The sequence below is a fragment of the Streptomyces sp. NPDC007095 genome (assembly GCF_040634475.1).
In the GTDB taxonomy this organism is placed as follows: domain Bacteria; phylum Actinomycetota; class Actinomycetes; order Streptomycetales; family Streptomycetaceae; genus Streptomyces.
Map to the genome: position 1 here is coordinate 40,697 of NZ_JBEYFS010000043.1, position 21,555 is coordinate 62,251.

17 protein-coding genes are annotated in these 21,555 nt (G+C 69.5%); 9 read left to right on the forward strand and 8 right to left on the reverse strand.

Annotation, left to right across the window (positions count from 1 at the left end; translation table 11 throughout):
* The first annotated feature begins 287 nt into the window (after positions 1 to 287).
* Positions 288 to 758 carry a GNAT family N-acetyltransferase gene (locus tag ABZ656_RS17175; RefSeq protein WP_360268776.1) on the forward strand — a complete coding sequence of 157 codons (471 nt, stop codon included), beginning with the start codon at positions 288 to 290 and terminating at the stop codon, positions 756 to 758.
* Positions 759 to 1,709: 951 nt separating this feature from the next.
* On the opposite strand, the gene ABZ656_RS17180 is transcribed toward ABZ656_RS17175, so the two are convergent.
* Complete coding sequence (locus ABZ656_RS17180; RefSeq protein ID WP_101399587.1) at positions 1,710 to 2,495, reverse strand: single-stranded DNA-binding protein; 786 nt, start codon at positions 2,493 to 2,495, stop codon at positions 1,710 to 1,712.
* A 159-nt stretch (positions 2,496 to 2,654) separates the two neighbouring features.
* Between ABZ656_RS17180 and ABZ656_RS17185 the strand changes: the two genes are divergently transcribed.
* The 3 genes from ABZ656_RS17185 (at position 2,655) to ABZ656_RS17195 (ending at position 6,591) form a co-directional block, all read left to right on the forward strand.
* On the forward strand, positions 2,655 to 4,184 hold the full coding sequence (locus tag ABZ656_RS17185) for a hypothetical protein (protein ID WP_101399585.1): 1,530 nt from the start codon (positions 2,655 to 2,657) through the stop codon (positions 4,182 to 4,184).
* Positions 4,185 to 4,319: 135 nt separating this feature from the next.
* A complete protein-coding gene (locus tag ABZ656_RS17190) occupies positions 4,320 to 4,976 on the forward strand; it encodes a TetR/AcrR family transcriptional regulator (protein ID WP_129592054.1) in 657 nt (218 codons plus the stop codon).
* A gap of 94 nt (positions 4,977 to 5,070) precedes the next feature.
* Positions 5,071 to 6,591, forward strand: coding sequence for an MFS transporter (locus ABZ656_RS17195; RefSeq protein ID WP_360268781.1), 1,521 nt, complete (start codon positions 5,071 to 5,073; stop codon positions 6,589 to 6,591).
* 65 nt (positions 6,592 to 6,656) lie between these two features.
* Here ABZ656_RS17195 and ABZ656_RS17200 read toward each other — a convergent pair whose 3' ends face one another.
* Genes ABZ656_RS17200 through ABZ656_RS17225 form a run of 6 tightly spaced genes read right to left on the reverse strand, consistent with a single transcriptional unit; the run spans position 6,657 to position 14,450 of the window.
* Positions 6,657 to 7,772, reverse strand: coding sequence for a zinc-binding dehydrogenase (locus tag ABZ656_RS17200; RefSeq protein ID WP_360268784.1), 1,116 nt, complete (start codon positions 7,770 to 7,772; stop codon positions 6,657 to 6,659).
* Positions 7,769 to 8,575, reverse strand: a complete 807-nt coding sequence (locus ABZ656_RS17205; RefSeq protein WP_101399577.1) for a phytanoyl-CoA dioxygenase family protein — start codon at positions 8,573 to 8,575, stop codon at positions 7,769 to 7,771. The genes ABZ656_RS17200 and ABZ656_RS17205 overlap by 4 nt, the downstream gene beginning before the upstream one ends.
* A 51-nt stretch (positions 8,576 to 8,626) precedes the next feature.
* Positions 8,627 to 9,367 (reverse strand): SDR family NAD(P)-dependent oxidoreductase, encoded by a 741-nt coding sequence (locus ABZ656_RS17210; protein ID WP_180361982.1) that lies wholly within the window; start codon positions 9,365 to 9,367, stop codon positions 8,627 to 8,629.
* A 1-nt stretch (position 9,368) separates the two neighbouring features.
* Complete coding sequence (locus tag ABZ656_RS17215) at positions 9,369 to 10,340, reverse strand: TauD/TfdA family dioxygenase (RefSeq protein ID WP_101399575.1); 972 nt, start codon at positions 10,338 to 10,340, stop codon at positions 9,369 to 9,371.
* The gene (locus ABZ656_RS17220) at positions 10,337 to 10,531 is read right to left on the reverse strand and encodes an MbtH family protein (protein WP_101399573.1); all 195 of its coding nucleotides are present in this window, start codon (positions 10,529 to 10,531) and stop codon (positions 10,337 to 10,339) included. Before ABZ656_RS17220 ends, ABZ656_RS17215 begins: the two co-directional genes overlap by 4 nt.
* Before the next feature lie 4 nt (positions 10,532 to 10,535).
* Positions 10,536 to 14,450 (reverse strand): amino acid adenylation domain-containing protein, encoded by a 3,915-nt coding sequence (locus tag ABZ656_RS17225; protein ID WP_360268789.1) that lies wholly within the window; start codon positions 14,448 to 14,450, stop codon positions 10,536 to 10,538.
* Positions 14,451 to 14,751: 301 nt separating this feature from the next.
* On the opposite strand from ABZ656_RS17225, the gene ABZ656_RS17230 reads away from it, so the two are divergent.
* A complete protein-coding gene (locus ABZ656_RS17230) occupies positions 14,752 to 15,543 on the forward strand; it encodes an AfsR/SARP family transcriptional regulator (RefSeq protein ID WP_360268792.1) in 792 nt (263 codons plus the stop codon).
* A gap of 38 nt (positions 15,544 to 15,581) precedes the next feature.
* On the opposite strand, the gene ABZ656_RS17235 is transcribed toward ABZ656_RS17230, so the two are convergent.
* Positions 15,582 to 17,354 carry a phosphatidylglycerol lysyltransferase domain-containing protein gene (locus ABZ656_RS17235; protein WP_360268795.1) on the reverse strand — a complete coding sequence of 591 codons (1,773 nt, stop codon included), beginning with the start codon at positions 17,352 to 17,354 and terminating at the stop codon, positions 15,582 to 15,584.
* A 407-nt stretch (positions 17,355 to 17,761) separates the two neighbouring features.
* Here ABZ656_RS17235 and ABZ656_RS17240 point away from each other — a divergent pair, with 407 nt between their 5' ends.
* The 4 genes from ABZ656_RS17240 to ABZ656_RS17255 all read left to right on the forward strand — a co-directional run bounded on the left by ABZ656_RS17240 (position 17,762) and on the right by ABZ656_RS17255 (position 21,465).
* Positions 17,762 to 18,139 (forward strand): hypothetical protein, encoded by a 378-nt coding sequence (locus tag ABZ656_RS17240; RefSeq protein ID WP_101399563.1) that lies wholly within the window; start codon positions 17,762 to 17,764, stop codon positions 18,137 to 18,139.
* A 371-nt stretch (positions 18,140 to 18,510) separates the two neighbouring features.
* On the forward strand, positions 18,511 to 19,221 hold the full coding sequence (locus ABZ656_RS17245; protein WP_360268798.1) for a DUF5819 family protein: 711 nt from the start codon (positions 18,511 to 18,513) through the stop codon (positions 19,219 to 19,221).
* Entirely contained in the window at positions 19,218 to 20,267 is a 1,050-nt protein-coding gene (locus ABZ656_RS17250) for a hypothetical protein (RefSeq protein ID WP_360268801.1), read from the forward strand. Before ABZ656_RS17245 ends, ABZ656_RS17250 begins: the two co-directional genes overlap by 4 nt.
* Complete coding sequence (locus tag ABZ656_RS17255) at positions 20,260 to 21,465, forward strand: peptidoglycan DD-metalloendopeptidase family protein (protein WP_129592052.1); 1,206 nt, start codon at positions 20,260 to 20,262, stop codon at positions 21,463 to 21,465. The genes ABZ656_RS17250 and ABZ656_RS17255 overlap by 8 nt, the downstream gene beginning before the upstream one ends.
* Positions 21,466 to 21,555 lie beyond the last annotated feature (90 nt).

Consider the following 21,555-nt stretch of genomic DNA (forward strand, 5'->3'; position numbering starts at 1 on the left):
TGGTTTCGCGGTAGTAGTTGGTCTCGTATTCGGCGGGCGGGATGTGCCCGATCTCACCGTGGAGCCGACGGTGGCACGCGGAGAACCACGGGGCGCTGGACGCGGCCTCTCGGACGCGGTCACAGCCCCGCGTGCCAGTCCCACTCCAGATCGCCCGTGTCGAATACGCTGCGAAGACGTCCAGTCTGGCGTTCTCGATGAGGCATACGTACAAGGGAATGCCGCCCGGTGGCGGCCCTACACGTCGGTCCGGATGGCGCGGCTGCCGGATGCGGAAGGGGTGTGGCATGAGGTCCCCAGGTGTGCACCTACGGGAGATCACCGACGCAAACCGGGACGCTGTTCGCGCCCTCCGGGTCCGACGGGACCAGAAGCAGTTCGTCGCCTCCGTGTCCAAGTCGCTCAAGGAGGCGGCAAAGAAACCGGAGGCCAATCCCTGGTACCGCGCCGTATACCGTGGCGACGAGCCAGTCGGTTTCGTGATGCTGTCGTGGAAGCCGTCGGCCGGTCCTTTCAAAGGGCGGCACTTCCTCTGGCGCCTCCTCGTCGACAAGCGGTACCAGCGGCGAGGGGTCGGCCGAGAGGCGCTCACGCAGATCGCCGCCCTGGTTCGCGCGGACGGCGCCACCGAACTGCTGACCAGCTACGAGCCCGGTGACGGCGAACCGTGGCCCTTCTACCAGAGGTTCGGGTTCGAGCCCACCGGGGAGATGGACGACGGTGAGGTCGTTCTGCGGCTGGCCTTCCCCGCCGGGTGAGCTCATACCAGAGGTTCGGGTTCGAGCCCACCGGGGAGATGGACGACGGTGAGGTCGTTCTGCGGCTGGCCTTCCCCGCCGGGTGAGCTCATACGGGAAACCGAGGACGGTTTTGACCGCCGGTGGTCTCAGGACGAAGAAACTGGTGGGCACCTGGAAGTCGATGCCCCGTGCGTGCAGGTTCGAACGTTCCCTTCCCGACCCTGAACCTGGAAAGGCGCCATGTCTCCAAGAGCCGGCCTCGGTCTCGTCGGGTCCGGCTCTTTGCCGTGCTCCCGCACCGCTGCGGGATCCCGGTCCTTGACCTCGATCCGGGCGGCGAAGACATGGGACCCGCAGCCGTCTGCCCGGTTGGCTCAGGCGTTGGGGCGCTTGCCGTGGTTGGCCTTCTTCTTCTTGCGCGCGCGTCGCTTGTTCCCTCGCTTGGCCATGGTGCGTATCTCCCTAATCCAGTACTTTCCACTCCTTCGCCAGTCTAGATTTGGACCGGCGGGTCCGCATCAGCGGTGCCGCGGGCACAGCACCCGCATACCGGCGCTCCGCCACCCCGGAGCAATCACCGGCTTCTGTCGAATGCGCGCCGAAGCCACCCAGGCCGAGTGATCGTTCCCTCGGCCGTCTCTGGGCCGTGCCAGGCCGCCCGAGGGCACTCGACGGCGACCGACAGTGACAGGCGAGCCACAGCCGCCGACAGCGAATCCCCAGATCGGCCCCGCCCAGCGAATCCCCAGATCGGCCCCGCCCCCGGATCAAGCGGGTTTCTTGCTCGATGTAGTCAAAACCAAGGCTGAGGCATGCCCCGACCACGATGGCGTGTGGATTCTCCGGGGCACGGAAGTTCAGAGGGCCCTCACCGGATCGGTGAGGGCCCTCAGGCGTTCGATCGACGTCGACGACTCTCCACGATCGACCTGACAAGGATGAGGAGACCCGACCGCTCTCAGTACGTGGCTATCGGACGTCTACGAAGTCGCCGGCCGCGTTGACCGCCGGAGTCGTCGTCGTGCCCGCGAAGCTGTAGCGGAAGTAGCCGGCGGTGGAGGCGGTGACGGTCGTCTTGAGGTTGCCCGTCGAGTTGGACTTGATCGTCTTCACCGTGGTGTAGGTGCTGCTGCCCTTCTTGCGGAACTGCAGCTTCACCGACTGGTTCGTGTAGCCGTGGTACTTGTTGTCCTCCCAGTTGGCCCGGGAGAGCTTGCCGGTGACCGTGATGGTCTTACCCTTCTTCACCGGCTCCGGCGAGGCGTTGACCGTCAGTGTCGAGTAGCGCTGCACCTTGAACGTGGTGGCCGCGTCCCGGTGGATGTAGTCGTAGTCATGGGCGGAGACCAGCGTGGCGAGGTCCCAGGTGGCCGCCGCGCTGTTGTTGACGAAGCCGGTCGCCGCCTGGGGGTCGAAGGTCAGCGTGCCCGTGCAGGTCGACGTGGTGGCGCTCGCCTTGACGCACGTGATCTCGCCGTCGTCGTACCAGATCTGCGCGAAGTTCGGCTTCGGACCGAAGGCGCTGATGTACGTGGTCTCGGCGATGCCCGAATCGTCCGACGCGGTCACGGAGACCTTGGCGGTCACCACCTTGGTGGTACCGACCACGACCGGCTTGCCGCCGTTGACGACGACCTTGTCGATCGTGATGTTGCCTGAGCCGCCGTCTTCCGCCTGGGCGGCGGTGGCACCGAATGCGGGGGCGACCAGCACGACGCTGGTGCCGAGCAGGGCAAGGCGCGTGGTTGCGCGCATGGATGTCCCCCCATGGAGTCCTGGTTGATCAGAGGGAGCGTACGGCGTTGGCCAACGGTTCACCACGGTGTTGTTTCAACGCAGGAGGGGCCGGTGGGGGTGACGTATCCCCTGTGCGCTACGGCGACTCGCTTTTGTCGCGCACCTATGGGGGGTTCGATGCGACGAACCACAGCAGCCGCGAGTGTCGTCACCGTACTCGTGCCGCTTCTCCTGGCCGGCGCTTCCACGGCGTCGGCCGCAGCCAAAGGGTCGATCACCGTGAGGACGTTGGACCGGAGCGGCAAACCGGTTCACGCCCAAGTGGCGGTCTACAACACGAAAACGAACGACTTCCGCTACATCGACAGCAACAAGGCGACGTCACTGCCCAACGGCAGCTACGAACTCGCCACATCCTTCACCGACGCCGGGGATGACGGCGCCACCGTCGGCGGCCACAGTGTGACGGTCTCCGGGGCCACGAAGACCACGTTCGACGCCCGGAAGGGCCGCCCGGTCAACGTCTCGCTCAGCCCGAAACCGGGCAGCGGATACGACCACACGGTCAGCGCGTACGTCTGCGCCTCCGACAACAGCCCCGCCACCATGGGCATTTCGGCGGAGGCGGGTGACCTGTACGTCATCCCGACGAGCAGCAAGGCGTACGAGGTGTCCTACGGCACCGCGTACCAGCCACAGTCGGCGACCGGCGGGGACTTCTGGCTGGCCTCCGCCACGCACAGGGGCGGCGTGCCGTCCGGGGTGTCCGCGACACTCAAGAAGTCCGGGCTGACCACCCTCAAGGTGTCTGCCCGTTCCGGCCCCGACAGCGGACAGGCGCAGTTCTCGTTCAGCTACCAGTCGACGGGCGGCGACGGCTGCTCGATGTCCACGAACTCGCTCTGGTTCCAACGTGACCTGCCCAACTCCTTCAGCGTCCACCTCCCGCCGGGCGAGTGGAACGTGGGGCAGCAGAGCCGCGACTTCATCTACGACGGGTTCCACGAGTACACGGCCGGCAAGACGACCTCGCTGGCGCTCGGCCACGCGGTCTGGGGGCCTGGCGGGCGGCTGCCCAACACCTGGTACCACCAGCTGTACTTCGGATCCATCAACATGTTCGCCGACCCCACCCTTCCTGCCGGCGGGATGCTGGCCGACGGCACCGTGAAGCTGACCCACGCGGGCAAGACGCTCTACTCGCACAACTATGCCCGCGGGGAGGACGTCGACGGGCACCCGCGGATCCCCGGTGCGGGCTGGTACACGCTCAGTGAAACCGGCCATCGCAGCCTGCCGTCCGGTTCGCTGTCGACCAGCTCCAGCCTCAGCCTGCACTTCTACGCGGATCCGAGCAAGAACCAGCAGATCCGTGACTACATCACCCGGTTCTGGCCCGAAGCGCTCAACAGCAGGAACCAGGCGGCTCCCGGGTCGACCACGACCGTCGCCCTGGGCATGCAGCGCAACGGCACGGACGACAGCACGGTGCGTCAGTTGTCGGACAGCGTGAAGTCCGTACATGCCTGGTACACCACCGACAACGGCGCCCACTGGCACGCCGCCACCGCGAAGCCGTCCGGCGGCAAGTGGACCATCGCCGTCCACAACCCGGCCTCCGGCCACGTCGGCCTGCGCTCGACGGTCACCGACACCCACGGCGACAGCTCGACGACCACGGTGTCCAACGCGTACGCCGTCAGCTGAAGGCCGCCGGACCTGCCCTGTCACACGGGCAGGTCCGGACTCCACAGACCCGGCTCCCGGATTCAGTACGCGATGAACTAAATATATGGCGCATTCAATACACAGCGCATTCAATACACTGTGTATCGTGAATCCGTGAGTACACCAGACGCCGTGCCCGGACGAGAGACCCGCCCGCCCCGCCGCCGCGTGCACACCCGTGCGCGGCTGCTGGAGTCGGCTGAGCGCGTCATCGTGGAGCACGGCTACGCCCAGACGACGATCGAGGACCTCTGTGCCGCCGCGGGATACACGCGAGGCGCGTTCTACTCCAACTTCCGCGGCAAGGACGACCTGGTCCTCGCGCTCTTCGATCGCCACTCGGCGGACCGTCTCGACCAGTTGGAACAGCTGCTCGACGGGTCCGGTGCCGTCTCGGCCGAGGGCGTGGCCCGGGCGTTGCTGGAGGTCGACGCGCTGGAGCGGAACTGGATCCTGCTGTTCCTGGAGTTCCGTATCCACGCCGCCAGGGATCCACGGCTCGGCGCCAAGCTGGACGAACACGACCGAGCCGTCCGGGACGCCCTGGCAGAGCTGCTCCAGCGGTGCTGTCCCGGGGTGGCCCGCGGGGTCGCGCCGGTCGGCGGGGTCGCGGCCACCCTGCTCGCCATCCGTGAGGGCATCCTCGCGCGGACGGCGGGCGAGGGACCGGGTGCGCGGGAAGCGCTGGAGGCGGCGGTCGCGACGCTCTCGGCGATCCTGCCCGACCTCGGCATCGCACCGGCCGCCGCGGCCCCGGAGCCGGAGTCATAGGGCGCGCGGGCATCGCCCTGCACATGGCTTGACGTCAGGGGCACCGGTCACGGGCCGGCGCCCGGTTCCCCCTACTTCCGCGAGGGATCACACGATGCAAGGGACGCCGCCCCGTCCGGACGCCCGACGGGCAGACTCCCGGCGCTGGAAAGCGCTGATATTCATCGCACTCGCCCAGCTGATGGTCGTCCTCGACACCACGGTCGTCAACATCTCCCTGCCGTCGGCGCAGCACGACCTCGGCATCTCCGACGGCAACCGCCAGTGGGTCATCACCGCCTACTCGCTGGCCTTCGGCGGGCTGCTGCTCTTCGGCGGCCGCATCGCCGACCTGGCCGGGCGCCGCCGTATGTTCGTCATCGGCCTCGTCGGCTTCGCGGGAGCCTCCGCGCTGGGCGGTGCGGCGGTCGGCACGGCGACCCTGCTGGCCGCCCGCGCGCTGCAGGGAGTGTTCGGGGCTCTGCTGGCGCCGGCCGCCCTGTCCCTGCTGGCCGTGACGTTCAGCGAACCGAAAGAGCGTGCCAAGGCGTTCGGCATCTACGGTGCCGTCTCCGGTGGCGGCGGCGCGCTCGGACTGATCCTCGGCGGTGTGCTCACGCAGTATCTGAGCTGGCGCTGGGCGCTGTATGTCAACATCCCCTTCGCGGTCGCCGGGATCGTCGGCGCCGTGACCGTGATCCGCGAACCCGTCGATCGGCCCCCGAGGTCCCGGCTGGACATCCCCGGAGTCCTGCTGGCGACCGCTGGTCTGGTCTCGCTCGTCCTCGGCTTCTCACAGGCCGAGACGCACGGGTGGCACGCGCACATCACCGTGACTCTGCTGGTCGCCGCTGTGCTTCTGCTCGCCGTGTTCGTCGTGGTCGAAAGCAGGGTCGCGACGCCGTTGCTCCCCCTGCGGGTAGTCACCGACCGCAACCGCGGCGGGGTGTACCTCTCCCTCGGGCTGTCCGTCATCGGGATGTTCGGCCTCTTCCTCTTCCTCACCTACTACCTGCAGGTCGTGAAGGGCTACACCCCCTTCGCCACCGGACTCGCCTTCCTCCCGATGATCGTCGGCATGGTGACCGGGTCCACCCAGATCGGCTCCCGGCTGATGAACGTGCTGCCGCCCCGGCTGCTGATGGGCACGGGCTTCCTGGTCTCCGCTCTCGGCATCCTGATGCTCACCCAGCTCCGGGTCGAGAGCTCGTACGTCTCTGTGGTGCTGCCCGCCCAGGTGCTGCTCGGGCTCGGCATGGGAACGGCCTTCATGCCCGCGACGAGTCTGGCCACGCACCACGTGCAGCCGCAGGACGCCGGCGTGGCCTCCGCCATGGTCTCCACCTCGCAGCAGGTCGGCGGTTCGATCGGGACCGCACTGCTGAACACCGTCGCGAGCAGTTCGGGCCACCGCTGGGCCGCCCGGCACCTTCGGCAGGCCCGGTCCCTCGGCAGGACCGGCTACGCCGATCACGCCGCCGTCCACGGGTACACGGTCGCGACCTGGTGGGCCGTGTCGATCCTCGGCATCGCCGCGCTGGCCGCCTTCACCCTCATCGACGCTCCGCGCCAGGACACCGGCCCGTCCGCCGCGACCGACACGGAGAAGACGGCAGCGCCCGTCCTGCACGGCTGAGGCAGGACGAAGGGGTTCCTCCCGGTGGCCCGGGTGGAACCCCTTCAGCGCGACACCTCCACCGCTCAGCCGGTGAAGACCGCCTTCATCACCGATCCGTCGGACACACGTGCCAGCGCCTCGGCATGGTCGCTCAGCGGGAACACCGTCACCAGCCGGGCGAGATCGAAGCGCGCCGTCAGTGCCGGGAGAAGCTTCACGTACTCGACCAGATGCGCTCCGGAGAACGCCCAGGAACCGATCACGTCCAGCTGCCGGAAGACGATCTGGTGCGGGTTGAGCACCGTGTCACCGGCGTCCGTGTACTGGCCGATCACCAGGTAGGAGCCCCCGCGCCGGGCCAGGGAGAGACCCTGGGCCACCGCTGCGGGCACTCCCGCGCACTCGATCACCAGATCGGCGCCGAGCCCACCGGTCGCCTCCAGTACCCCGGCCGGCACCTCCTGGGGTGTTGCCGCGCCGGCGATGTCGATGTGCACGTCGCCGATGCCGGCCTCGGCCGCCAGCCGCAGCCGCTCTGCGGGGCCGCCCACGATGATCACCTTGCCCGCGCCGGAGAGCCGGGCCAGTGCCGCGGCCGCGAGGCCCACCGGCCCACTGCCCTGGACCAGGACCGTCTCGCCCAGCCGGACCGGCCGACGCTCGTGGAGCGCGTGCACCACCGTCGGTCCGGCGCACGCCAGAGACATCGCGGCCACCTGATCGACCCCCGGGTCGAGTCTGACGACCGTGGTCCCCGGACGCAGCACGATGTGCTCGGCCCAGGCCCCGGAAAGGGCCGGCTCCTCCGCCGTGGAGCGGTTCACACCATAGGTGCGGCGCTGCTCGCACAGCGTCGGCTCCCGGTACTGCCGGCAGGGCACGCAGACACCGCAGGCGACGGAGGAGGCCCACATCACGGCATCCCCCACCCGCAGCGGCCGACCGGCCGCGTCCACGCAGGTGCCGGGGCCCAGCTCGTGCACCACGCCGAGACCTTCGTGGCCGAGCACCAGCGGGGTGGGCACCGCGAGGTGGCCCTTCTGAAGGTGCAGATCGGTTCCGCACACCCCGCCGTAGCTGCAGGCCACCACCAGCCCGCCCGCAGGGGCCGGCGGCAGGTCGAACTCCCGCAGCTTCAGGGGCTGGTCGAACTCCTCCAGAACCAGGGCACGCGACCCCGGTACGGGCCGCGCGGTCATCGTGCGGCTCCGTCGAGGGACGCGAGGAACGTCTCCTCGAGGGGCACCAGCGGCCGGGTGTCGCGCAGGACCACGTGTTCCGGGCGTGGTTCACCGGGCCAGCTCGGCAGGTTCATGGTGTCGTTGTAGGTCGCGATGAGAAGCCGACGGGGGAACGGGGACATGTTCGGAGCCGAACCGTGCACGATCTCGGGAGAGAAGAAGACCAGCGAGCCGGCCGGTCCCTTGGGGCTGGTCATGCCGTGCGTGGCCACCAGGCCGGCGAGCTGCTCGGCGGTGAGCGCGATGTCGTCCGGGTCGAGGTGCAGCTCGGACTTGGCCCCCTGGCGGCGGTCGTCGCGCACCAGGCCGGCGCGGTGGGAGCCGGGGACGAAGATGACCGGGCCGTTGAACTCGTCCACGTCGTCGAGGAAGACACCGACGTTGATCTGGCGGGGGGCGGGCAGGTTGTCGGCGATCCGCCAGGCGACGTAGTCCTGGTGCCACGACCAGCGTTCGCCGCCGAAGGCCGGCTTGGCGTTGATCTTGAACTGGTAGGGGTAGACGTCCTCGGTCAGCAACTGCCGGACCGGCCCCAGGACCCGGGGGTCACGCAGCAGTGCGGCGTACTCCGGTTGGCGCTGGTGGGAGGCGTAGACGGCCCGCACCGCGGCACCGTCGTCCTCGACGATCCGCTGGGGTCCGGGGACCTCGCAGTCGCGCTCGAACGCCGCACGCAGGGACGCCACTTCGGCGGCGGTGAGTGCGGACTCCACCAGGAGGAAACCGTCCTCGTGGTAGCGGTCGATCTGTTCCTCGCTCATCAATTCTTCGCTTCTCTCGCTGTATTACGGATGGGCCCGGCGCAGTGGCGCTCAGCCCATGAAGTGGCCGCCGTCGACGACCAGTTGCTGGCCGGTGAGATAGCGGCTCCGATCGGTCACCAGGAATTCGAGGGCGTCGGCGACGTCCGTCACCGTGCCGATCCGCCCGAGCGGGATCTGGCCCAGAACGCGCCGACGTGGCTCCGCCTCGTCCAGCCGGTACCGCTCGATGACCTCGGGCGTGTCGGTGAAACCGGGGATGAGCGCGTTGACCCGGACCGCCGGCGCGAGTTCCAGCGCCAGACACCGGGTGAGCTGGAGCAGCCCGGCCTTGCTGGCGCAGTAGTTGGCCCCGTTCGGCCGCGGCCGGATGGCGGTGGTCGCGCCGATGTTCACGATCGATCCGCGGCCTGCCGCCACCATCGCCGGGGCCAACGCCCTGGTGAGGTGGAACGGCCCGGACAGGTTGGTGGCGATCACCCGGTCCCAGTCCTCGTCGGTCAGTTCCAGGAAGGGCCGGTCCCGGTTGACACCGGCGTTGTTCACCAGGACGTGCGGTGCGCCGTGGGCGGCGAGGATGCGCTCGCAGCCCGCCCGGACCTCGGCCGGGCGGGTCAGGTCGATCCGCACGGTTTCGATGCCGTCCCCGCGCTGCCCGGCGGCCGCACGGGCCGCCCGCTCATCTCCCCGGAAGAGGGCGAGGACGTGGTAACCCAGGGCGCTGAGCCGCCTGGACAGCTCCAGTCCGATGCCGCGGGTGCCGCCGCTCACCACGGCCGTGCGGGCGGCCACCTCAGAACGGCCGGTCACCGGCGATGGCCGCACGGTCCACGACACGACGGTGGGGGTAGTAGTCGGACGTGGCGTAGTGCTGCACTGCGCGGTTGTCCCAGAACACCACGTCCCCCGGCTGCCAGCGGAATCGCACCTGGTACTCGGGGTACTGGGCCTGCCGGAACAGGTACCGCAGCAGTTCCTCGCTCTCCGCGGGCTCCAGCCCCTCGATGCGGGTGGTGAAGATGGAGGTGACGAAGAGGCTCTTGCGTCCCGTCCTCGGGTGGGTCCGCACCACCGGATGGGCGACCGGCGGGAACAACTCCTGGAAGTGCCGGCGCTGCTCGTCCGTCAGCAGGTCGCGGTAGTTCGCCGACGGTGTGAAGTCGTGCACCGCCCGCAGGCCCTCCAGGCGCCTCTTCACCTCGTCGGGCAGGTTGTCGTAGGCCGCACCGGTGTCGGCGAAGAGCGTGTCGCCCCCGGCCTCGGGCATCTCCACCATCCGCAGGACCGCGCCGAGCGGCGGGTTGGGGATCCAGGGGAAGTCGTGGTGCCAGACGTTCTCGAAGCCGGGGTTGGCAGCGCCCTTCTCCAGGCGGACGACGTCCTGGGAGGCGCCCTTGGGCAGGAACGGGTGCTGGTCGATCTCGCCCCAGTTGGCGGCGAAGGCCCGCTGCTGCTCGTGGGTGAGTTCCTGCCCGCGGAAGAAGAGGACCTTCCACTCCAGCAGGGCACGGTCCAGTTCCTCGAAGACCTCCGGGGCCAGCGGTTCGGACAGGTTCAGGCCCTCGATCTGCGCACCCAGCAGCGGGCCGTAGGGGCGCACCGAGAAGTGCCCGTACGGTCCGCCCTGCCGGCCCTCGGCGAGGCGCCGGAGCAGCCTCGGCCCGTGGTGGTCCTCGCGGCCGTCGATGCCGTGCCGCACCAGCGCACGGATGCGTGTCAGTTCCTCGGTGTCCTTCGCCGCTTCGTCACTCAGCGTCGTGGTCATGTGGTTTCGTGCTCCAGTCGGTCGGCCGGGTGATGGTCGATGTGGTCCAGGCACTCCTGGCGGGTGCCGGCATGACGGGCGACGGCCCAGCCGGCGGGGACGTCGGCGAAGGCCGGCCACAACGAGTGGTGGCCTTTCCCGTCGGCCAGGACCAGATAGGTCCCGTTCGGGTCGTCGAAGGGGTTCGGCACGGGTTCAGCTCCCCACGGAGTCGCGGCCGAGGGCCGCTCTGTGCAGGTGATCGGCGAGTACGGGCCCCAGTTGCGCGAGGGCTTCGGGCGTGGTCATGCGGTGATGGGTCACCGTCACGTCATGCGTGCGGATCTCGCCGTCCACGTACGCCCGCCAGGCCTGCGGGGAGGTGCGGCCGGCCTCATAGGGGTCGGTCGGGTCGGACAGCGCGGCGGCGAAGAAGACCAGATCACCCCGGAAGCGGCCGGGTGTGAACGAGGTCATCAGACGCAGGTGGTGCAGGAAGACCTCGTGCAGGCACCTGGTCGGCACCTCGTCCGGCATCTGCTCGGTGTCGCCGAACACAAGCCTGACGAAGGCGCGTTCATCGATCTCGGGCACCGGTCCCACGGCACTCGGGCAGGGGTAGGAGTCCAGCACGGCCAGCAGCTCCACCCGTTCGCCCGCCGTCTCCAGGGCGGTCGCCGCGGCATGCGCCACCAGCCCGCCGAAGGACCAGCCGAGCAGGTGGTAGGGCCCGTCGGGCTGCACGGCCCGGATCTGCTCCAGGTAGTCGGAGGCCATCTCCTGGACGCTGCCGGGCATGCGGCCGGAGTCCGTGAGCCCGCGCGCCTGCAGGCCGTACACCGGCTGGTCGGGCCCGAGATGGCGGAGCAGGCCCTGGTAGGACCAGCTGATGCCGGCGGCGGGAGGGAAGCAGAACAGCGGCGGACGGCCGCCCCGACGGCGCAGCGGCAGCAGCGGCGCCAGGGGCCCCTCGTCGGCAGCCGCAGCGGTCATCCGGCGGTCCAGTGCCGCCACCGTCGGGGCCTCGAACAGGTCGCGGACGCTCAGATCCACCCGGAAGTCGGCCTGGATCCGGGCGAGCAGCCGGGCCGCCAGCATCGAGTGGCCGCCGAGCTGGAAGAAGTCGTCCTCCACGCCGACCCGGGCCACTCCCAGCACCTCGGCGAAGTGCCCCGCCAGGGCCTTCTCCCGCCCGGTGCGCGGGGCACGGGTGGGGGTTGCCGCGGTGAAGTCGGGTCGGGGCAGGGCCCGGCGGTCGAGCTTGCCGTTGGGGGTCAGCGGGAACGCGTCGAGCACGACCACGGCGGCCGGCACCAAGTGCCTGGGCAGCCGCTCCGCCACATGCTCGCGGACGGCCGCCGGAGCCGGTGCTCCCCCGCCCTGCGCCACCACATAGGCGACCAGACAAGCGGCTCCCGAGGGGTCGTCACGGACGACGACCTCGGCCTGGGTGACGCCCGGACAGCCGGCGACGGCGTCCCTGACCTCCGCCGGTTCGATCCGGACGCCCCTGATCTTGACCTGGTGGTCGGTGCGGCCCAGGTACTCCAGATCGCCGTCGGGCAGGCGGCGGACCAGGTCGCCCGTGCGGTACATCCGGCTTCCGGGCTCGCCGAAGGGGTCGGCCACGAAGCGTTCGGCCGTCAGTGCCGGACGATTGAGGTAGCCGAGGGCGAGTGCCTCACCGGACAGGTAGAGCTCGCCCGGGACACCCGGCGGCGCCAGCCGCAGTCCACCGTCCAGGACGTGCCCCGACACGTTGGGGATCGGCCGGCCGATCGGCACGGGGGAGGGCCAGCCGGCGGTGTCGGCCGGCAGGGTGTAGGCGGTGACCAGGTGGGTCTCGGAAGGACCGTAATGGTTGTGCAGTCGCCGGTTCGGCACCCGGCGGCAGAACTCCCGGACGGCGCGGCTGGGTACGAGGGCCTCGCCGCCCTGGGCGAGCACCCGCAGCGCGGGAAGGTCCCGGTCCTGCGCGGCCGCGGCCTCACAGACCGCCTCGATCACCAGGTGGGGTGCGAAGAGTTCGTTGATCTGCTGCTCGTCCAGCCACTTGGCCAGGCGGTCCGGGTCGCGTCGGACGTCGTCGTCCGGAATGACCAGGGTCTTGCCGAAGAGCAGCGCCGAGGTGATCTCCTGCACCGACACGTCGAAGCTGAGTGCGGTGAACTGGGCCGTCCTGGAGTCGGGAACCCGCGGAAGGTCGTCGTTGTGCCACCTGAGCAGGTTGACCAGGGAGCCGGTGGGCATGACCACGCCCTTGGGGGTCCCGGTGGTGCCCGAGGTGTAGATGACGTACGCGGTGTGCCACGGCTCCAGCCGGCCGAGCCGGTCCCGGTCGTCCACCGCGGCACCGGACCGGTGCCGGAGCGCCTCGGCGGCCTCGGACCCGTCGACCACGAGGGTGCGGACGCCGGTCTCGGGCAGGCCGGCGAGAACCCCCGTGGTGGTGAGCAGCAGCGCGGGCGCGGAGTCCCGCAGCATGAAGGCGATCCGCTCCGCCGGGTACTCCGGGTCGACGGGAAGGTACGCGGCTCCGGCCTTCAGGATGGCCAGCAGGGCTACGACCATGTCGGCCGACCGGGACGCCGCCAGGGCCACGATCCGGTCCGGGCCGGCGCCTTCGGCGATCAGCAGCCGGGCGAGGCGGTTCGACGCGAGGTCGAGGTCCCGGTAGGTCACGGACCGTCCGTCGCGGTCCAGCACGGCCGTCGCCGTGGGGGTGCGTGCCGTCTGGGCGGCGAACAGTTCGGGCAGCGTGGTCTCGTGGTACTTGAGGCGGTTGGCGCGGGACTCGGCGAGCAGTTCGGCGCGCTCCTCCTCGGTGGCCAGGTCGATCAGACCGACCGCTCGCTCCTGGGCGTTCGGCGCGGTGAACGCCCTGAGCAGTGCCAGGAAACGGCGGTGGTGGGCGGCCAGTCCGTCGGACCGGTACAACTCGGGATTGCCGACCAGGTCGATCCGCAGTCCGGAGCCGTCGGAGCGGTCGTAGGCCGTGACGGAGAGGTCGTCGACCGGTCCCTGGGTGAGGTTGTGCGCCTCGGCCCGGTGCCCGGCGAATTCCAGGTCGTAGTCGAAGGACATGATGTTGACCTGAGGGCCGGTCAGAAAGCTCTCCTGCGGGCGCAGTCCGAATGACCGGGCGAGAGACTCCCCCCGGTGGCGCTGGTGCCGGAGCAGTCGGCGGAACTCCCGGGAGACCTTGCGTATCAGGTCGAGCACGGACTCCTCTGGGCGTACTTCCACGTGCAGCGGCAGGGTGTTGGAGAGCATGACCGGCACCGTGCGGAGTTCGGCGTCGGGCCGGGCCGCCACCGGCAGGGTGAGGACCACGTGCCGCTCCCCCGTCGTCTTGTGCAGGTAGGCGACGGTGGCGGCGACCAGCAGCACCGACCAGTGCGTGCGCGCCTGCCGCGCCGCGGTACGGAGCCGGGTGGTCTCGGCGGCGGAGAGCCGGCCCGTCTCGGTCAGGTTGTGGTCCGGGGTGCCGGACGGGGTGCCGGCCAGCCGTGTCGGCCTCAGCGCCTCGGCGAACCGGCCGCCCCAGTGGGCCTGGTCGGCCGCGCGTGCGTCCGATTCCCGGTACCGGCGCTCGTTGTCCAGAAGCGTGCGCAGGCTGCCGTACGGTGTCGGCGCCGGGTCGCGGCCTGTGACGGCGGCACTGTAGAGCTCGGCGACCCTGAAGGAGATCAGTGCGCCGCTGTGCCCGTCGGCCAGGATGTGATGAGCACTCAGGTACCAGACGAAGTGTTCGGGCCCGAGTCGGAACAGGGCGTACGAGAAAAGGGGACCGGTGGACAGCGGCAGCCGACGGGCCAGGTCGGCCCGCATCCAGGCCTTGGCCGCCGCCATGGGATCGTCCTCGGTGCTGACGTCGAGAACGGGGAAGACCCAGTCGTCGGCCAGGTCGGCGGTCTGCCAGGGCACGCCTTCGCATTCGCCGAACCGTGCCCGAAAGGGTTCGGCCTCGGCGATGGTCCGCCGGAGTGCGGCTTCGAACTTCTCCGCGTCGATCGGGCCGCGGATCTCCAGGTATTCACCGATGCGGGACTGCTGCCCTTTCGGATTCAACTGCTCGGCCAACCATATCTCATGCTGGGCAGCCGAAATTGGCAGACGTGTGCCGTACAACTCTTTCCCCCGTAAATCACGTTGTGCAGATATTTCAGAGACTAGACCGCACCGCTAAACTCCCCCATGCGCCGGACCAGCCGCATTTCATGCGTCCCGCAGCGCATATTCCACAACGATGGCGTACGTCACATCCGATCGGCCCGGTCGCCCCGGGGCTCAAGTTGCGGTGAGAGTCGAGCCAATTCTCGGTAAAAGGGACACCTCGAACTTGCCTGGCGTCCGGCACGCCACCGAAGATCATCATCCGGCGGGATTGACCAACCTGCCGTCATGGAAAACACGCCCACGGGGGATAGAAATGGACTTCCACATACTCGGGCCGCTGCAGATTGCGGCAGCCGACGGCTCCGTCACACAGGGTCCCGGCGCCCTCAAACAGCGGGCGCTGCTGGCGCTGCTGTGCCTGAACGCCGAGCGAGTCGTCTCCACCCAGCAATTGACCGACCTCCTCTGGGCGGACAACCCGCCACGCAGCGCGGCCACCGCTCTGCAGGTCTACGTATCCCGGCTGCGCAAGCACCTGTCGGCACTGGACGCGGACCCGGCCGTCCTTGCCACTCGGGCTCCCGGTTACGTCCTCGACCTGGGCCGGCGGCACGAACTGGACCTGTGCCGTTTCGAGTCCCATGTGACCGGGGCCCACCAGCTGAACGCCATCGGGCGGACGGCGGAGGCCTCGGAGCTGCTGGCCTCCGCCATCGCGCTGTGGCGCGGGCCTGCCCTCGCCGACGTCCGCGGCCTGCCCATGCTGGACGATCTGGGCCACCAGCTGGACGAGAAGCGGAATTCCGCTCACGAGCTGTGGGTGGAAACCGAACTCCGGCTCGGCCGGAACGCCTGGGTGATCAGTGAGGCCTACGGCCTGGTCGCGGACCAGCCGTTGTGGGAGAACCTCTATCTCTATCTGATGGTGGCTCTCTACCGGAGTGGCCGCACCGCCGACGCGCTCGGCGTATACAACACCCTCCGGAACAAGCTCGTCGAAGGGCTCGGCATGGAACCGAGCCTCCGGCTCCGGCAGGTGCAGCGGGCCGTTCTCTCCCGGGCCTCCTGGCTCGAGGACAAGGCCGCCCTTCCGCTGGTCTCGTAGAGGTTCACGCCTGCCCCGGGGACGTCCGTTGCGCCGCCTCAGACCGCGGGCCGGACATCCTCGGCGGGCGTGAGGGTGGTGGTTCGCCTGGCGCGTGCGGGCCGGGGCAGTTCGAGGGTGATGAACGCCTCCGCCCGCATGATGGCGAGCCCGATCCTCGGCAGATCGCGTGCCCGCGGATACACCAGGAACCGCGGCTCCCAGCGCGGCTGGAATTTGGCGTTGAACTTGTAGAGCGACTCGATCTGGAACCAGCGCGAGGAGAAGACCAGCAGTCCGCGCCACACGCGCAGCACCGGTCCTGCGCCGAGTCGCTCACCCCTGGCCAGGGCCGAGCGGAACATCGCGAAGTTCAGTGACACGCGACGCACGCCCATCCGCTGCGCCGCCTGCAAGGCCGCGACGATCAGCAGCTCGTTGAGGCCGGGGTCGGCGGAGCGGTCGCGTCTCATCAGGTCCAGGGAGATGTCCTCAGGCCCCCAGGGCACGAAGTGCAGTATCGCCTTCAGGTCGTCGCCGGCCGGGTCCTCCCCCGCTGCCTCATCGGGTGCCTTGTGGGCGGTGACGACGACGCAATCGTCGTCCGCGGGATCGCCGAACCGGCCCAGCGCGGTGGAAAAGCCGCGTTCCACGGTGGTTCCCCGCCAGCGTGCGGCGGCGTCACCGATCCGTTGCCGCTCCGTCTCGTTCAGTTCGGCGACCCGGCGGACCCGGCAGACGTAGCCGCCCCGCTCGATCCGCTTCACCATCTGCCGGACGTTGCGCATGGCCCGTCCGGACAGCGAGAAGTCGGCCGTGTCGACCACCGCCTCGTCGCCCAGCTCCAGCGCATCCAGCCCGGTCTCCCTGGCCCAGATCTCCCCGCCGGTCTCACTGCAGCCCACCACGGCGGGCACCCACGCGTGCTCGCGCGCCTCGGCCATGAAGGCGTTGATCGCACCGGGCCAGGCCTCGACGTCTCCGAGCGGGTCGCCCGAGGCCAGCATGACGCCCGAGACCACCCGGTAGGCGATCGCCGCCTTGCCCGAGGGGGAGAACACCACGCTCTTGTCGCGCCGCAGAGCGAAATAGCCCAGGGAGTCGCGGGCGCCGTAGCGGTCGAGCAGCGCCCGCACGCGCGACTCGTCCTCGGCGGTCAGTTCCGGTTCCGGCGTCTCCGGACGCAGTGCCAGCCAAGCGCTGGTCAGCGCGGTCAACAGGCCCAGTGCGCCCAGCGAGTAGCCCACCAGATCGGCGACCCGGACGGAGGTGTACCCGACCGGCCCCTCGATGCCGAACAGCCCGTACAGCACGTGCTCCAGCCGTTGCGGAAAGGTGTACGACCGGCGTTCGCTCGACGGGTGGACGCTGACGACGAGCAGGCCGAGCAGGACGCTGAGCCCGCCCAGGCCGAGAAAACTGGCAAGTGCTCTCAGGCGGGTGCGCGGGTCGGCCTTGGCGTAGAACTCACGCCGGTGGACCAGGATCAGCCCCAGCAGGACCAGCGCGATGAGCGCCGTGGGCAGTTCATGGCGGTGCAGCAGATGGAGTGCCGCGCTCGTCGGAAGCAGCACCACCACCGCGCGCCAGGCGCGACGCTTGCGGCGGCGCAGCGCGTGGGCCAGCAGGACCAGCAGCAGTCCGCTCGTCAGTTGGCCCACCGCCGCCAGCGTGCTCACCCCGCCGGGAAGGTCACCGAGCCAGCTGTGCACCCGGGAGTGCCGGAAGCCCGGGAAGAGGGCACTCACCAGGTCCAGGACACCGATCAGCCGGCAGATGTGCCCCGCCGCTGTCGGAACCCATGGCCGTCCGTTCCTATAACGCTCTTTCACGCTCCAAACCATAGAGGCCGAGCAGACCTTATTTCCTTGTCCTGCCAGTCCATTGAGGGGTGCGTTAGCGCGGGTTTAGTTTCCTCCCGAAGAACCCATCGCAGAGTAAAGATTGTGCAGCGCGGCCATTACCTTGAAGCCTTGTGGAGAGTACGGGTGGCAATAAATCCTCTCGATTTGAGCTCCACCTGAGGTCGATTGAGCTTTATCTGAGGTTGGAGGGCTTGACTCCGCTTCACGGCCATCTATTTCGTTGAGTGTCGCGCCGAGTCGTGGCTAGCATGAACTCACTCCCCGGTTGCTCAAGGCCTTTGCGTGCCGTGATGAGCCATGGAGAAAAGTGCGCACTTGTCTGCGAATCGATTCGCGCACCCAGCTGAAATTTCCACCACTCGAAGGGAATCACCATGAACGGCAAGCGTGCCGTCGCCGGTGCGGTGATCGCGGCTCTCGCCGCGGTCGGCACCGCGGGTCTCACCACTTCCAGCGCGTCGGCTGCCTCCCTGCCGCAGCACAAGGCCGCCGCCCAGCACTCGGTCACCACCGCCCAGGTCCTCAGCAAGGGTGCGCAGCCGCAGTTCTGGCACGCGATCGCCCAGAGCGTCGCCGCGGCGACGGTCGTCAAGGCGACGGAGCAGGTCGCGAAGTACACGACCAAGCTCCCGAAGTCCAGCGACTCCTCGTCGTCCAGCGAGTCCTCGTCGTCCTCCAGCGGCGGTCCCGCTCTCAGCGGCAGGTCGCTGCACGGAGTGATACCGGGCGACACCGCCTACGACGCCAACTGACCTAGTTGCGTCAGGTGTTGCACACCGCCGCACGACGTGCGGCAGCGAAGGACCCACTGGCGCCGGCCGACCACCGGCCCCGCGTGACCTGTGGCGCCGACTGACCTTCGGCGCAGGGGGAAGCCACAGCACCGCCCGGCCGGCGGAGCCGCGTGGCATGCGGCACCGACCGACGATCGGTGCCGGATGACGTGAGCCACCGCATGACCAGCGGTGCGAAGTGACATGCGGTGCCGGGTGTCCACCGACACCGCATCGCCCCCCGATGCCGGGGCGGGGCGCCCCGCCCCGGCACACAGTGTCGCGCGAATCCATCCCTTTTTTCCGACATGACCGACCTGGACGTCGGCCCCACCTGGATGTGAACAGCGATGAGAGTTCTCGCGCGCTCGCGCGCATCGGAGGGCGCACCCCGGACGGCGGGCGGGGCGCTCCCGGCGAAGGTACGGGTCAGCGCGCTGGCCGCCCTCGTGGCCGTGGCGGTGTACTGCTTGTGCTGCCTGGTGTACAACGCCCCCGACTCCCCGGCGAAGGACCGTGTCAAGGGCCCCGTCATGGCCTTCATGGAGCCGTACTTCTGGCAGGACTGGCAGCTCTTCGGACCCACCCCCGGCAGCAACAACGACTTCGTATACCTGCGCGCCCGGATGACGCTCCCCGGCTCGGGCAAGACCGTGGAGTCGAGCCCCGTCGAGATCGAGCAGGCCATCGACCGATCCCCGCGCGACTTCCGGGTGAACCCGACGAAACTCCCCGGCGTGCTTCTCGCGTTCGACGCCGTGGCCAACCGGTACGCGGGTATCGCGAACAAGATCCAGAAACTTCCGGCAGCGGAGCGGCAGGACGCCCGCAAGCGTCTCGACGACCAGTTCAAGCCGGACTTCGAGGAGATGCAGCGGTTCTTCTCCGTACAGGCGAAGGCGCTCTACCCGGACGCGAAGATCATCTCCGTACAGGCGACCTTCAAGAACCGTCCCATCGTGCCGTTCTCGGCGCGGTACGCGGAACCCGGGCCGAAGGAGCACGAGAAGGGACTGCTGGCGACGTCATGGATGGACTACGTAGCGGGGGTGGAGCAGTGACCGGCGTGTTCGCCCTGATGGGCAGGGGACGGCAGGCCGGCACGGCGCGGCTGGACGCCGCGCTGCTGCGCCTCGCGAGCAGGAAGCACCGGCTCGTCGGAGTCGCGGCGCTCCGCGTCTTCATCGGCTTCGCCACCCTGCTGTACTGCCTGTCCGACTACTCACGGCGGCGCTTCCTGTGGGGGCCGGACTCCTACAACTCGATCTCCACGGCGAAGGCCGCGCTGCCGCGCTGGGGCTTCTCGATCTTCCTGTGGAGCCATTCCACGCTCTGGTTCGAGATCGCCTATCACGCGGTGATCGTGATCGCCCTGGCGTTCATGATCTTCGGCGGCCGGGCACTCACCCTCGCGCAGGCCCTGATGATGTGGTCGCTGCACAACCGGAACCAGGATGTGCTCGAAGGCGGCGACAACCTCGCCCAGATCGTCATCCTGTTCATGGTCTTCACCGTCTCCAACGCCTACTTCGCGCCCGGCGCCAAGCGGCGGCGCGCACAGATGCGCGCGGACGAACGGCCGACGACCTCCACCGTGCTGCACAACCTCGCCGCCTTTCTCATCGTCTTCCAGACCGCGGTGCTGTACTTCACCGCCGGCTACTGGAAGATCACCGGGAAGGTGTGGCAGGACGGCGTGGCGATGTACTACATCAGCCGGATCACCGGCTTCGAGATGTCGGCCACGTACGCGCACCTGATGAACAACGCCTTCGTGGGCACCGCCCTCTGCTACTTCACGATCTTCATCGAGCTGGCGCTGCCCTTCGCGATCCTGTCCGCTCGCCCGTGGATCCGGAAGGCCAACACGGTGGCCCTGGAGGGCATGCACCTGGGCATCATCGCCTGCATGGGCCTGGTGTGCTTCGGGCTGCTGATGATCGGCGCGGACTGCACCTGCCTGCGCGACGAGGACTACCGGTCGCTCGCGCGGCGCTTCCGGTCCGCCAAGGAACATGTACTGAGCCGGAGTTGGTCACCGCTGCCCGCGCGCGGCATGACCCCGGTGTCGATGACGGCGGGACAGGACGGTGCGGCCGATGCGTGACGCGACCGAGGAAGCGGCGAACGCCGCGCCGGACGCCCTGTACCGGTTTCTCACCGCCGAGCCCGCCGACCGGGAACGCCTGGCGCCGCGCGTGGTCGCCGCCGTGGGCCGGAAGCGGCTCGACGAGATCGTGGACACCACGCTCGGACGGGTCGGCGAGGTCACCGGCGTGCGCGACAGCCGCGACGGACTGGTGATCGAAGGCACCCGGGGGCGGGCCCTCGCCTTCGCCGCCACCAGGGACGGCCATGAGCTGGACGGGCTCCTGATCGCCCCCGGCGCACACCGCCCGGCACGCCTGCGCACCGACTGGGTGCGCCCGGCTCTGGCCTGGACCGTGCTGGTGCTGCTGTTCGTCGTGCGCATCGACGCCTGCTGGGAGGCCCCCTCCCGGATCGCCTGGTGCGGCCGCCTGCTGATCGTCGCGGCCGGATACCTGGTCGTGGAGGGCTGGCGTGCCCCCGCCCTGTTTCCGTGGTGGATACGCCGGCCGCTGGAGGCCGGGGCGCTCGTCGCCCTCGCCTCCGCCTGGCGGCTGCCGGGGCTGCCCACGTCGGGCGGTGCCCCCGAACTGGTCGTGGGGGCCGCACTGGTCGCCGTCCTCGGCGTACTCCTGATGCGGGCACGGCGTCACCGCTGGGGGACGGCCGTCTCCCGGCCCCTTGTCTTCCCCTTGCAGGGAGGCAGTTGGTACGTGGGGCAAGGAGGCGGACGCAGCCTCAACCATCACGTCGCCGTCCCCGAGCAACGCGGCGCCCTGGACGTGGTCCAGGCCGGCCCGGGCGGGACGCGCGGGCGTCACCGCCCCCGCACCCAGGGCATGCACGGCAAGAACGAGCGCTACCTCATCTACGGGCAGCCCGTGCACGCACCCTGCGACGGTACGGTCGTCTCCGCCGCCGATCACATCGACGACCAAGAGCCCGGCGCCATCCGCTACCAGCCCCTGTACGGCAACCACGTGTGGATCGACACGGGCGCCGAGATCGTCAAGCTCGCCCATCTGCGCCCCGGGACCGTGACCGTGAGCACCGGCGACCCCGTGCGCGTCGGGCAGGTCCTCGGCGAGGTCGGGAACTCCGGCAACAGCAGCGAGCCGCACCTGCACCTCCACGCCGAGCGCGACGGCCTCGGCCTCGACCTGGAGTTCCAGGGAATCTCGGGCCCGCTGTGCCGGGGCCGCACCGTCCGCACCTAGGTCCTGTCGTCAAATTCCCGTCGTCCGCCCGGAGGGCGGGCCCTGCGGCGTCAGGTGCGTGCTCTCGGCGTGCCGGGCACAGGCCCTCGT